Source organism: Streptococcus sp. 2342 (assembly GCF_013276795.1).
In the GTDB taxonomy this organism is placed as follows: Bacteria; Bacillota; Bacilli; order Lactobacillales; family Streptococcaceae; genus Streptococcus.
Genome location: NZ_VMLR01000002.1, coordinates 76,249 through 90,156 on the forward strand (window position 1 = coordinate 76,249; position 13,908 = coordinate 90,156).

12 protein-coding genes are annotated in these 13,908 nt (G+C 42.5%); 1 reads left to right on the forward strand and 11 read right to left on the reverse strand.

Going from position 1 to position 13,908, the window contains the following annotated elements; genetic code table 11:
• Positions 1-18: 18 nt before the first annotated feature.
• The 5 genes from HT689_RS01520 to parE all read right to left on the reverse strand — a co-directional run bounded on the left by HT689_RS01520 (position 19) and on the right by parE (position 7,219).
• Positions 19-1,041 (reverse strand): branched-chain amino acid aminotransferase, encoded by a 1,023-nt coding sequence (locus HT689_RS01520; protein WP_033681953.1) that lies wholly within the window; start codon positions 1,039-1,041, stop codon positions 19-21.
• A 134-nt stretch (positions 1,042-1,175) separates the two neighbouring features.
• Positions 1,176-3,647 (reverse strand): DNA topoisomerase IV subunit A, encoded by a 2,472-nt coding sequence (gene parC, locus HT689_RS01525; RefSeq protein ID WP_173226586.1) that lies wholly within the window; start codon positions 3,645-3,647, stop codon positions 1,176-1,178.
• Positions 3,648-3,699: 52 nt separating this feature from the next.
• Positions 3,700-4,434 carry a type II CAAX endopeptidase family protein gene (locus tag HT689_RS01530; protein WP_173226588.1) on the reverse strand — a complete coding sequence of 245 codons (735 nt, stop codon included), beginning with the start codon at positions 4,432-4,434 and terminating at the stop codon, positions 3,700-3,702.
• Positions 4,415-5,248, reverse strand: a complete 834-nt coding sequence (locus HT689_RS01535) for an aminoglycoside 6-adenylyltransferase (protein ID WP_173226590.1) — start codon at positions 5,246-5,248, stop codon at positions 4,415-4,417. Before HT689_RS01535 ends, HT689_RS01530 begins: the two co-directional genes overlap by 20 nt.
• A 27-nt stretch (positions 5,249-5,275) precedes the next feature.
• On the reverse strand, positions 5,276-7,219 hold the full coding sequence (gene parE, locus HT689_RS01540; protein WP_000037260.1) for a DNA topoisomerase IV subunit B: 1,944 nt from the start codon (positions 7,217-7,219) through the stop codon (positions 5,276-5,278).
• Between the two features lie 135 nt (positions 7,220-7,354).
• Between parE and plsY the strand changes: the two genes are divergently transcribed.
• Entirely contained in the window at positions 7,355-7,996 is a 642-nt protein-coding gene (plsY, locus tag HT689_RS01545; protein WP_173226592.1) for a glycerol-3-phosphate 1-O-acyltransferase PlsY, read from the forward strand.
• 37 nt (positions 7,997-8,033) lie between these two features.
• On the opposite strand, the gene HT689_RS01550 is transcribed toward plsY, so the two are convergent.
• The 6 genes from HT689_RS01550 to deoC form a co-directional block, all read right to left on the reverse strand.
• Positions 8,034-8,990, reverse strand: coding sequence for an ABC transporter permease (locus tag HT689_RS01550; protein WP_055387421.1), 957 nt, complete (start codon positions 8,988-8,990; stop codon positions 8,034-8,036).
• A 2-nt stretch (positions 8,991-8,992) separates the two neighbouring features.
• Positions 8,993-10,051: an ABC transporter permease gene (locus tag HT689_RS01555; RefSeq protein ID WP_173226594.1), complete on the reverse strand. Its 1,059-nt coding sequence runs from the start codon at positions 10,049-10,051 to the stop codon at positions 8,993-8,995.
• On the reverse strand, positions 10,044-11,579 hold the full coding sequence (locus HT689_RS01560; RefSeq protein WP_173226596.1) for an ABC transporter ATP-binding protein: 1,536 nt from the start codon (positions 11,577-11,579) through the stop codon (positions 10,044-10,046). The genes HT689_RS01555 and HT689_RS01560 overlap by 8 nt, the downstream gene beginning before the upstream one ends.
• Positions 11,580-11,722: 143 nt before the next feature.
• Complete coding sequence (locus tag HT689_RS01565) at positions 11,723-12,775, reverse strand: BMP family protein (protein WP_173226598.1); 1,053 nt, start codon at positions 12,773-12,775, stop codon at positions 11,723-11,725.
• An 89-nt stretch (positions 12,776-12,864) separates the two neighbouring features.
• Entirely contained in the window at positions 12,865-13,254 is a 390-nt protein-coding gene (locus tag HT689_RS01570) for a cytidine deaminase (RefSeq protein ID WP_000246089.1), read from the reverse strand.
• Entirely contained in the window at positions 13,241-13,903 is a 663-nt protein-coding gene (gene deoC, locus HT689_RS01575; protein WP_173226600.1) for a deoxyribose-phosphate aldolase, read from the reverse strand. The genes HT689_RS01570 and deoC overlap by 14 nt, the downstream gene beginning before the upstream one ends.
• Positions 13,904-13,908 lie beyond the last annotated feature (5 nt).

The window sequence follows — 13,908 nt, forward strand, 5'->3', positions numbered from 1 at the left end:
ATCTCCTTTAATATATTTTTAATCTACTTTTACAATCCAACCTTCTGGCGCTTCAATATCACCAAACTGAATACCTGTCAATTCATCATAGAGTTTACGAGTCACAGGGCCAACTTCTGTTTCACTATAGAATACATGGAAATCATCACCGTGTTGAATACCTCCAATTGGAGAAATAACCGCTGCTGTACCACAGGCACCTGCCTCTACAAAACGGTCAAGGTTATCAATTGGGACATCTCCCTCAATAGGAGTTAAGCCCAAGCGATGTTCTGCCAAATAAAGCAAGGAATACTTGGTAATAGATGGCAAGATAGATGGACTCAATGGTGTTACAAACTCATTGTCAGCTGTAATTCCAAAGAAGTTAGCTGATCCAACTTCTTCAATCTTTGTATGAGTTGAAGGGTCTAGGTAAATAACATCTGAAAAATGACGTGACTTGGCCAATTTCCCTGGCAAGAGACTGGCAGCATAGTTTCCACCAACCTTTGCCGCACCTGTACCATTTGGAGCAGCACGGTCGTATTCATCCTGAATCAAGAAGTTGGTTGGGACCAAACCACCTTTAAAGTAATTTCCAACTGGCATGGCAAAGATGGTGAAAATATACTCTTCTGCTGGTTTAACCCCAATAATATCTCCGACACCAATCAAAAGAGGGCGAAGATATAAGGTCCCACCTGTTCCGTATGGTGGTACGTATTCTTCATTCGCACGAACAACTGCTTTACAAGCTTCTACAAACATTTCTGTCGGAACTTGTGGCATCAAGAGACGGTCACATGTACGTTGCAGGCGTTTAGCATTTTCATCAGGCCGGAACAGTTGAACACTGCCATCCTTAGTACGATAAGCTTTCAAACCTTCAAAGGCTTGTTGACCATAGTGAAGACTTGGAGAAGACTCTGAAATATGCAAAGTTGCATCCTCTGTAAGCTCTCCTTGATTCCATTGTCCATTTTTAAAATGAGCAATATAGCGATAAGGTAATTTCATATAGGAAAAACCAAGGTTTTCCCAATCAATCGTTACTGTCATATTCCACTCCTTATTCTAAAAACCTATTTCTTATATTCTACACTATTTTTCTAAAATAGCAAGTATATTTTGTAATTTTCAGAAAATTTCTTCAATAAAAAGAACCAGCTCTTAGAACTGATTCCTCATTTCACTTATTTAGCTTCAGTAAATACTTCTTTAAGATAAGCGTCAAAAACTTCTTCATCTGAAATCGTGTCAGAGATGAAGCTACCATTGCTGGTACGTTCTGACAGGTTCAAATCTTGCAATCGGCTTTCGTAGATTGTTCCTTTGTTGGATTGAACAAGCAGAGTTTGGTCGTTCTCTTCCACTTCTGTACTGAAGAGGTCACCAACGAAGCCCTGTTCTGCAACTGCTCCTGCTAAGAAGACACGATGCGGTTTGTTTTTCAACTCACGCAAGACTTGTAAACCACGTTTGGCACGGCTGGTTGCCGGAATTTCGTCAATAGAAACACGTTTCAAACTTCCACGTTGGGTCAAGAGGTAGAAGGATGAGGTGTTGCAGATAAAGGCGGATTGGAGAACATCATCTGCTTTCAGGTTTATAGCTTTGACACCTGCAGCCTTAGCACCGACAACTGGAACCTCTTCGATATTGAAACGCAGGGCGTAACCGTTTTGGCTAATCAAGAGTACATCATCCAGTTTAATCGGAGCCACTGCTACAATTTGATCTGTCTCGTCTTTGAGCTTAGCATACTTGACAGACTTAGACTTGTAGGTCCGCCATGGAGTGAATTCTTTGCGTTCAACACGTTTAATTTGACCAAGGCGAGTTGCTGTAAAGTAGGTTGTCGCATCATCGAACTGATCCACTACTTCTGCATAGAGGATTTCTTCGTTCGTTTCGAAGTTTGTAATGGTCTGGCTCAGATGCTCTCCGATATCCTTCCAACGAATATCTGCCAATTCATGGATTGGTCTGTAGATGACATTTCCGAGACTTGTGAACATCAAGAGGTGCTGGGTTGTCTTGGCAGCTTGCACAAAAATCAAACGATCGTCATCACGTTTGCCAATTTCTTCCAAGGTGGAAGCCGCAAAGGAACGTGGACTAGTACGCTTGATGTAACCTGCCTTGGTCACGCTGACGTAGGTATCTTCCTCAGCAATAAGACTAGCTGTATCAATCTCGATTGCTTTTGCAGTGTCTTCCAAAGAACTCAAACGCGGAGTCGCAAATTTTTTCTTGACCTCACGAAGCTCTTTCTTCATGAGATTGTACATAGTCCGCTCATCACCGATAATAGCTGCCAGCATGGCAATCTTTTCACGAAGTTCTGCTTCTTCCTCCTGCAAGACAACAACGTCTGTATTGGTCAAGCGGTAAAGTTGCAAGGTAACGATGGCCTCAGCCTGCTCTTCTGTAAAATCATAGCTGATTTTAAGGTTTTCCTTGGCATCAGCCTTATTCTCAGAAGCACGGATAAGAGCAATGACTTCGTCTAAAATCGAAATCACGCGAATCAGACCTTCAACGATATGGAGACGTTTCTCAGCCTTTTCCTTGTCAAAGCGAGAACGCGCCAAAATCACCTCACGACGGTGGGCGATATAGCTAGACAGGATTGGAACAATCCCAACCTGACGAGGTGTGAAATTATCAATCGCCACCATGTTAAAGTTGTAGTTGATTTGCAAATCAGTATATTTGAAGAGATAGTTGAGAACAAGCTCCGTATTGGCGTCTTTCTTGAGTTCAATCGCAATACGAAGACCATCACGGTCAGACTCATCACGAACCTCAGCAATACCTGCAACCTTGTTATTGACACGAACATCATCGATTTTCTTAACCAGATTGGCCTTGTTGATTTCATAAGGAATCTCAGTGACAACGATTTGTTCCTTACCACCTTTTAGCTTTTCAATCTCAGTCTTGGAACGAACAACCACGCGCCCTTTTCCGGTTTCATAAGCTTTCTTGATTTCATCACGACCCTGGATAATCCCTCCAGTCGGAAAGTCTGGTCCAGGCAAGAATTCCATGAGTTTATCCACCTTTGCAGTTGGGTGGTCAATCATGTAAACCGCCGCATCAATGACCTCAGCCAAATTATGGGGAGGAATGTCTGTAGCATATCCAGCCGATATACCAGTCGAACCATTGACCAAAAGATTTGGAAAGGCTGCTGGCAAGACTGTCGGCTCTTTCTCCGTATCGTCAAAGTTCCAAGCAAAAGGAACGGTCTTTTTATCGATATCCTGAAGAAGATAGCCTGCAATCTCAGACAAACGCGCCTCGGTATAACGCATAGCCGCAGGTGGATCTCCGTCCATAGAACCGTTATTACCGTGCATTTCAACCAATATCTCACGATTTTTCCAGTCCTGTGACATACGAACCATGGCATCATAGATAGAACTGTCACCGTGTGGGTGGAAATTCCCCATGATGTTACCGACAGACTTGGCCGACTTGCGGTAACTCTTATCAAAGGTATTACCATCCTTATTCATCGAATAAAGAATACGGCGCTGAACCGGCTTCAAGCCATCACGAATATCTGGCAAAGCCCGGTCTTGAATAATGTACTTGGAGTAGCGACCAAAGCGCTCTCCCATGATGTCCTCTAGGGACATGTTTTGAATGTTAGACATAATAATTCTCTTTTTAGTGTTTTATTGTAAAGTAAATCTATATTTTATAAATTTAACTGTTTCTTTGTAGGTAGTGAGAAAAGAAGAGCAATCCTACTAATCCTAGAATGAATAAAAGATTAATTTTAATAACAAATAAGCTAAGTAGGGTATTAATTAGGCCGTGAAAAATGGCGCAAAAAAGGACCGACTTAGTCTTTTTGAAAACAGCTGCTAGAAGAATACTGAGATAAATTGCAAATAGACTGAATAATATAAAAGGCATCCCACTTTGGGAACTTCCAATCACAAACCATAAAGGTACATGCCAAATTGCCCAAATACAACCTGTTATCAAACCGGAAATCCAAAAGGAGAATCTAGTTTCCAAAGTTGGTTGCAAGATGCCTCGCCATCCCAATTCTTCTTCGCCACCATAGATACAGATTGCACTCAAAAAAACAACAAACAAATTTCCTAGTGGAAAAGCCGGATTAAGTTCCTTAGAGGAGAAAGCGATGACACCTGTCTGCACGAAAATTAGTAAAAGAAATAGCAAAATATATTTCTTTGAGTCCCCTAAGATAAAAGAGACTATGCTTTTAATGGATTTTTGAGGCAAACAAGAAATGGCTGCAATGGTTGGACCGAAACCTCCTAGTAAATGGAGAAAAACTCCTAGTGGACTTGTTAGACTTAAGAGGCTCATTTGCGTCAGAAAAGCGAGCAATCCCCAACCAAATCCCCAAGAAATGAGAAAACTAATCAGTAAAAATTTTGTTATCTTATTATTTTGTAAATGTTTCATTTGTTTCGAGTCTCTCCTTAGCATACTCAATCATCTTCTCAGCAGTTACTTTGTCATAGTGGAAGCCGGTTTTAAGAGAGAAGGCCTGCGCTTCTTTATGGAAAAAGTTCATGGTAGCGAAGAGAGACTTGGTGAGGCTTTTCTGGTCAAAAAAGTCAAGCAAGGCTGTAAATTCTTTCTCTTTCTCAGCAGGCAAATACTGAAAGAGGTACTTGTAGTTCTTGCCGATATCGACTTTCCCCCTATCACTTGCAACCTGCCAAACTAAGATTTTTAGGAGTTCTTGTTGACAAATGCCATAGAGATGATCGGTCGCATAAATAACTTGCTTACGACAGATTCCTTTGACCACATAGGCGGAAACCCACCAAAATTCATTGCAGGCTTTTTCGAAATCTATCTGACTAGCTGGATTCGTCCAGTAACGTTGAGGATTTGGAGAATAAGGCGCAAACAAGCCCTTAGGGTCCTCTAACACCGTGAAATCCGCTTCGCTTTCTATCCACTCCTTGATATATTCTTTAGGACATAGAGTCAAATCAATCCTATTGCCATCTTCAAAGAGCATAAGAAATAGACGGCGATGTCCCAACCTAACCTCTTGCTCGATAATACGTTTACCAAACTGATCTGTCCAAGATAAATCTGAGATCAGCTCGTCCAGATTCTCTACAACATAGACTACATCGTAATCTTGAAATTCATCTTTTAGGGCCTTTGGGTTTGTCCGCGAACCAGACATGGCGACAGCCGCAACTTGTAAGGTTTCAGCAGTCTTTAAGATTACATCGAGCATTTCTGTTTCAGTTCTCATGTTTATACCCATTCATTAAAAACTAACTTAAAACACTGTCGCTTCCTCCAGCGTAAACTTGACATTGTCTTCAATCCACTTACGACGTGGTTCGACCTTATCTCCCATGAGGACATTGACACGGCGTTCGGCGCGTGCTAAGTCTTCGATTGTAACACGGATAAGAGTACGCGTTTCTGGATTCATGGTTGTTTCCCAGAGCTGGTCCGCATTCATCTCACCGAGACCTTTATAGCGTTGGAGGGTAGCGCCTTTACCGAGCTGCTTGCGGAGTTCTTCAAGTTCTCCGTCTGTCCATGCGTAGGCCACTTCTTCTTTCTTGCCTTTACCTTTGGACATCTTGTAAAGAGGCGGGAGGGCGATATAAACATGTCCTGCCTCAACTAGCGGACGCATGTAGCGGTAGAAAAATGTCAAGAGTAAAGTCTGAATGTGGGCACCGTCGGTGTCCGCATCGGTCATGATAATGATCTTGTCATAGTTGGCATCTTCAAGGGAGAAGTCTGCTCCGACACCTGCACCGATGGTATAAATCATGGTGTTGATTTCCTCATTTTTGAGGATATCCGCCATCTTGGCCTTGGCTGTATTGATAACCTTACCACGAAGAGGTAGGATAGCCTGAAATTTACGGTCACGACCTTGTTTGGCAGAGCCACCGGCAGAGTCGCCCTCGACGAGATAGAGTTCATTCTTAGCAGGATTCTTAGACTGGGCTGGGGTTAATTTACCAGACAGCAAGCCCTTATCTTTTTTATTTTTCTTCCCATTTCGGCTCTCATCACGCGCCTTACGTGCCGCTTCACGAGCATCACGGGCCTTAATAGCCTTGCGGATGAGGTTAGAAGCCAATTCACCATTTTCCATAAGGAAGAAGGTCAACTTATCCGCTACAATTCCATCCACAACGGGACGAGCTAGTGGACTTCCTAGTTTGTCCTTGGTCTGACCCTCAAACTGCAAATGTTCTTCAGGGACTAGAATAGAGAGGACAGCCGCTAGCCCCTCACGATAGTCTGACCCTTCAAGGTTTTTATCTTTTTCCTTGAGAAGACCTGTCTTACGCGCGTAGTCGTTCATAACCTTAGTAATGGCAGACTTAAGTCCAGTCTCATGCGTTCCACCATCCTTGGTACGAACGTTATTGACAAAGGACAAAATATTATCTGAAAAACCATCATTGTACTGGAGAGCTACTTCCACTTGGAAACCATTGTCTTCACCTTCAAAGTAAAGAACTGGCGTTAAGGTCTCCTTGTCTTCGTTCAGATAAGAAACAAAGTCCTGCACCCCATTTTCATAGTGAAACTCGATCGCTTCATCTGTTCGCTCGTCCGTCAAAGACAAGGTCACATTTTTCAAGAGAAAGGCTGATTCATTAAGACGCTCTGAGATGGTATTGTACTTGAAATCTGTCGTAGAGAAGATCGTCGCATCAGGCATAAAAGTAACCTTGGTACCTGTTTTAGACTTGGGTGCTGTACCGATTTTCTTCAGAGTCGTGACAGGTTTTCCACCATTTTCAAAACGTTGCTTGTAGATTGCACCATCACGAGTGATTTCAACTTCTAGCCAGCTAGAAAGGGCATTAACAACGGAAGACCCCACCCCGTGAAGTCCACCTGATGTCTTGTAGCCTCCTTGACCGAATTTCCCTCCTGCATGAAGAATGGTAAAGATAACCTCAACAGTTGGAATTCCCATCGCGTGCATACCAGTTGGCATTCCACGTCCGTGGTCTTGAACCGTTAAACTTCCATCTTTATTAATGGTCACATCAATACGATCGCCAAACCCAGACAGGGCTTCATCGACCGCATTATCGACGATTTCCCAGACTAGGTGGTGGAGACCAGCACCATCGGTCGATCCGATATACATTCCTGGACGTTTACGGACCGCATCCAACCCTTCTAGCACCTGAATGGCATCATCATTATAATTGTTAATATTGATTTCCTTTTTTGACACAAGGAACCTCCTATTCGTTCATCTTTACTATTCTACAAGTTTTCCAAGGATTTTGCAAAATTTTTCTTTCTCCGCTGTGACAATTTCAGAAGAGATTCTCTGCCTTTCTTCTCCATTTCATGATATAATAGGAGTATGATTACAATAGTTTTATTAATCCTAGCCTATCTGCTGGGTTCGATTCCGTCTGGTCTCTGGATTGGACAAGTTTTCTTTCAAATCAATCTGCGAGAGCATGGTTCTGGTAACACTGGAACGACCAATACCTTCCGCATTTTAGGTAAGAAAGCTGGTATGGCAACCTTTGTCATTGACTTTTTCAAAGGAACCCTAGCAACGCTTCTTCCGATTATGTTTCATCTACAAGACTTTTCGCCTCTCATCTTTGGACTTTTGGCTGTTATTGGCCATACCTTCCCTATCTTTGCAGGATTTAAGGGTGGTAAGGCTGTCGCAACCAGTGCTGGAGTGGTTTTCGGATTTGCGCCTGTCTTCTGCCTCTACCTTGCGGTTGTTTTCTTTGGAACCCTCTATCTTGGTAGTATGATTTCGCTATCTAGTGTCACAGCATCTATCGCGGCTGTCATCGGAGTTCTACTCTTTCCACTTTTTGGTTTTATCCTGAGCAACTATGACCCTCTATTCATCGCTATTATCCTAGCTCTTGCTAGTTTGATTATCATTCGTCATAAGGACAATATCGCTCGTATCAAAAATAAAACTGAAAATCTTGTCCCTTGGGGATTGAACCTAACCCACCAACATCCTAAAAAATAAAACGCCAGTTCATTCTGAACTGACGTTTTTTGTATGCTTATTTTGATTTGATATAGTTGATACCATCTGCTTTTGGTGCAACTGCTTTTCCAAAGAAGGCTGCCAAGACAAGAATTGTCAAAACATAAGGTGCGATTTGAAGATAAACCGCAGGCACTCCTTGTAGGAATGGCAATTGAGATCCGATAACAGCCAAACTTTGTGAAAGTCCAAAGAAGAGACTAGATAGCATGGCTCCGATTGGATTCCATTTCCCAAAAATCATCGCAGCAAGAGCGATAAATCCAGGTCCAACAATAGTTGTCACTGAGAAGTTAACTGAGATGGATTGAGCATAAATCGCTCCGCCAATTCCACCTAGGAAACCGGAAATAATGACTCCAAAATATCTCATCTTGTAGACATTGATTCCCAAGGTATCAGCTGCTTGAGGATGTTCACCGACAGAGCGGAGACGAAGACCAAATCGAGTCTTGAAGAGGATAAACCAAGCAAGGAAAGAGAAGGCAATCGCCAAGTAACCAAGAAGACTAGTTGACTTGAAGAAGATATCACCAATCACTGGGATATTTGCCAAGACTGGGAAGTCAAAGCGTCCAAAAGTTTGACTTAAGTTGTCGGTTTGTCCTTTGTTATAAAGAACTTTCACCAAGAAAACAGCCAAGGCTGGCGCCATCAAGTTCAATACCGTACCGCTGACAACATGGTCTGCACGGAAATGAACCGTCGCTGCTGCGTGGATGATAGAGAAGAGGCCTCCAACCAATCCTGCTACAAGCAAGGATAGCCATGGAGTTGCTGCTCCAAATTGTTCTGCAAATTCAAGGTTAAAGACAACTCCAGAAAAGGCACCCATAACCATAATTCCTTCAAGACCGACGTTTACCACACCACCACGTTCAGAGAAAACACCACCGATACTTGTAAAGATGAGGGGCGCTGAGTAAATCAGCATAGAAGACACCAAGAGGGTGAGCAAGGTTGTAATAGACATCTTTACTTACCTCCTTTAACTTGTTTTTTCGGTTTGACAAAGCGTTCAATAAGGTAATGAACACTGACAAAGAAGATAATAGACGCTGTTACAATGCTGACAAGCTCAGACGGTACCTGCGCCGCATTCATACCAGGAGCTCCAACTTGGAGAACACCAAATAAGAAGGCTGCAAATAGAATACCAATTGGTGAGTTGGCCGCAAGCAGACTAACCGCCATTCCGTTAAATCCGACAGCTAATGACGCCCCCTGAACATAAACGTTCTGGAAGGTTCCCAGACCTTCAACAGCTCCACCAAGACCAGCCAAGGCACCTGAGATAATCATTGAGAGGATAATCGTTCTTTTTGCAGAAATACCAGCATATTCTGAAGCATGTGAATTAAGACCAACAGCACGGATTTCAAAACCAAGAGTTGTTTTCTTGAGCATGAACCAAATAACTGCAACGGCAATGATGGCAAAGAAAATACCAATATTCATCCGCGAATTACCAGTCAACTCAGACAACCAAGGTGTCTGATAGGTTGCATTAGCCCCAACACGAATGGTTGAATCTGTACTTTGCATGAAGTCTTTAGGAAAGGCATGGATAAAGGCATTTCCTACATACAAGACGATATAGTTCATCATGATGGTTACGATAACCTCTGACGTCCCTAGATAAGCTCTAAGAATACCCGGAATCGCTCCGACAATCCCTCCAGCAATCAAGGCAATCACGATAGTTGCTAGAATCATCAAAGGACGTGGCATATCTGGATGTGACAAGGCAAACCAACCACTGAGAATCCAACCTGCCAAAGCCTGACCAGGAAGTCCAACGTTAAAGAAACCAGCACGACTGGCAACGGCAAAACCAAGACCAATCAAGATTAGAGGCCCCATAGCACGGAAGATCTCCCCAATCCCACGTAGACTACCAAAGGCTGTATAAAACAATTCTTCGTAGCCCCAAATAGCATCATAACCGAAGATCCACATGACAATGGCTCCGAGCAAAATTCCTAGGAAGACAGAAATCAAGGGAACCGAAATTTGTTGTAATTTTTTAGACATCACTCTTCTCCTTTCCCAAGTTTCCACCAGCCATCAAGACACCAAGTTCTTGTTTATTGGTTGTTTCTGGTGATACAATACCTTGAATCTTACCATCGTGGATAACGGCAATACTGTCTGAGACGTTTAAAATCTCATCCAATTCAAAGCTGACAACAAGGACAGCCTTGCCATTATCACGCTCTTCAATCAAGCGTTTATGGATATACTCAATGGCACCGACATCCAACCCACGAGTTGGCTGGCTGACGATAAGGAGATCAGGATCACGATCAATTTCACGAGCAATAATTGCTTTTTGTTGATTTCCTCCTGAGAGTGCTGCTGCAGGAACAAATTCACTGGCAGCACGAACATCAAACTCTTCCATTAGCTTTTTAGCATAAGAAGTAATATTTGAATAGCTCAAAATTCCATTTTTACTATGTGGTTCTTTATAGTAGGTTTGAAGGGCAATATTTTCAGAAATCATCATTTCCAAAATCAAACCATCACGGTGACGGTCTTCTGGAACGTGCCCAACACTCAACTCTGTAATCTGACGTGGGTGTAAACCTACAATTGAATCTCCTTTTAGCTCGATGCTACCAGATTCAACCTTACGAAGACCTGTAATGGCTTGAATCAATTCAGACTGACCATTTCCATCAATCCCCGCAATACCGACAATCTCTCCAGCACGAACATCCAAGGACAGATTTTTAACAGCTGGGACACCGCGGTTTTCATTGACCACCAAGTCTTTAATAGACAAGACCACTTCTTTTGGTTGAGAGGCTTGTTTCTCTGTTTTAAAGGAAACAGAACGACCCACCATCATTTCTGCTAAATCAGCATTTGTAGCTCCTGCAATTTCGACGGTTTCAATTGATTTCCCACGACGGATAACTGTAACGCGGTCAGAAACTGCGCGAATCTCGTCCAACTTGTGGGTAATCAAGATAATTGATTTCCCTTCTTTGACAAGATTTTTCATAATAGCCATCAACTCATCAATTTCTGATGGAGTCAAAACGGCCGTTGGTTCGTCAAAGATAAGGATATCAGCCCCCCGATAAAGGGTTTTTAAAATTTCTACACGTTGTTGGGCTCCAACTGAGATATCTGCTACCTTGGCAGAAGGGTCAACAGCTAAGCCATAACGTTCAGAAAGAGCCTTGATTTCTTTGCTAGCTCCAGCGATATCTAGCACACCATTTTTAGTCAATTCACTACCTAAAATGATGTTTTCAGCCACTGTGAAGGCTTCTACCAACATAAAGTGCTGGTGAACCATTCCGATTCCCAAGCTAGCTGCTTTAGAGGGTGAGTCGAGGTTGACAACTTGACCGTTGACCACAATTTCACCACTGGTTGGTTCAAGAAGCCCTGCTAACATGTTCATGAGCGTGGACTTTCCAGCCCCATTTTCTCCTAAAAGTGCATGAATTTCACCTTTTCGTAGGTGCAGGTTGATTTTGTCGTTGGCAACAAATTCACCAAACACCTTGGTAATATCACGCATCTCAATGACATTTTCGTGTGCCATGTGCTCTTCCTTTCAGAGTCTTATTTTATTTCAATAAAACTTGCTAGTTTCTCTAGTAGCAAGCTTTACTGAGACAAAATGACTTTGTCTCAACTCTTAAAAAAGCGGCCCTTGGCCACTTCCTAAGAAATGACTTCCATCCATTATTTTTCAGGAACTTTTACGCTTCCATCAAGGATTTTAGCTTTAGCATCTTCAACAGCTTTTTTACCTTCTTCTGAAAGGTTTGTTACTGCCAAGTCAACCCCTTTATCTTTCAATGAGTAAACGATCACTTGACCGCCAGGGAATTCACCTTTTTCTGCTTTGTTAGCAATATCTTTTACAGTTGTACCAACTTGTTTCAAAGTAGATACAAGAACGAAGTTTGATTCTTTACCATCTTTAGAAGTGTACTTACCTTCTGCTACTTGGTCGCGGTCAACACCGATAACCCAAACTTTTTCACTTTCAGAACGGCTTTCATTGAGTGATTTTGCTTCTGCAAAGACACCAGCACCTGTTCCACCTGCTGCTTGATAAACAACGTCTGCACCAGCTGCGTATTGTGCTGCTGCAATTGTTTTACCTTTAGCAGCATCACCAAATGAACCAGCATAGTCAACTTGTACTTTGATAGATGGGTCTACTGACTCAACACCAGCTTTAAATCCAGCTGCAAAACGTGAGATAACTTCAGACTCAATACCACCTACAAAACCAACTTGTTTTGTTTTAGTTGTTTTTGCCGCTGCAACACCCGCAAGGTAAGCAGCTTCGTTATCAGCAAACGTTACGCTAGCAACATTCTTTTGATCTTTAATCACATCATCAATCAAGACATAGTTCAAATCAGAGTGGTCTTTTGCTGCTTCTTCAACCGCATTGTGAAGGGCAAAACCAACACCGAAGATTAGGTTGTAACTTCCTGCCGCTTGTTGCAAGTTGTTAGCGTAGTCAGCTTCACTTGTTGATTGGAAGTAAGTGAAACCGTTATCTTTTGAAAGATTATGTTCTTTACCCCAGTCTTGCAAACCTTCCCAAGCTGATTGGTTGAATGATTTGTCATCAACACCACCAGTATCAGTGACGATTGCTGCTTTTGTCTTCACATCAGAAGATGAAGCTGCGTTACGAGAAGAGCGGTTACCACATGCAGCAAGTCCAACTGCTGCCACTGCAACTAGACCAAGGCCTAGCCATTGTTTCTTGTTCATTACTGAACCTCCTAAATAAGATGTGCAACGATGTTGCAAGTATGGATTGATTGGTCACAAGGACCGTGCCACTCAAAGAGCGACTCAGACTAGTTTAAGTCTGTAAAAGAATATGGAAGTAATTCCCCGACCGTCATCTCGACCGTCGATTTATCTTTTGCGACTAAGGTCACTTTTAGATCTTGTTCAAAAAATTCGACCATTACTTGGCGACAAGCACCACATGGTGAAATCGGTTTTTCAGTTTGACCATAAACAATCAGCTCTGAAAATTCTCTTTGCCCTTCAGATACAGCCTTAAAAATGGCTGTTCTCTCACCGCAATTGGTCAAAGGATAGCTAGCATTTTCGATATTCACTCCCGTGTAAACACTTCCGTCTTTGGCTACTAAAACTGCTCCGATAGGAAAGTGAGAATAGGGGACGTAGGCATGTTTGCTGGTTTCAATTGCCAGTTCAATCAACTCAGTAGTCGCCATCAGCCAATTCTCCTTTTAAAATGGCTACCCCAGCTGACGTTCCGATACGGGTCGCCCCTGCTTCCACAAATGCAAGAGCATCTGCATAAGAACGAGCTCCACCAGCAGCCTTGACACCCATATCAGGACCAACTGTTTCACGCATTAATTGAACATCTGCTACCGTAGCACCACCAGTTGAAAAGCCAGTAGATGTTTTAACAAAATCAGCTCCAGCTTTTTGAGCTAATTGGCAAGCCACAACTTTTTCTTGGTCTGTCAGAAGGCAAGCTTCAATAATGACTTTCACTAACTTGTCACCACTTGCTTCTACTACTGCTCGAATATCCGACTCAACCAAATCAAGATTACTTGTTTTGAGAGCTCCAACATTGATCACCATATCAATCTCATCTGCACCATTTTGGATAGCTTCTTTTGTTTCAAATGCTTTCACAGCTGAAGTTGTTGCTCCCAAGGGGAAACCTACTACTGTGCAGACCTTGACATCTGTGCCTTCAAGCCCTTTTTTAGCATGTTCAACCCAGGTCGGATTAACGCAAACACTGGCAAAATCATACTCTCTAGCTTCAGACAACAAACAATCAATTTGATTTTCTGTCGCTTCTTGTTTCAAAAGTGTATGATCGATATATTTATTTAATTTCATATTCG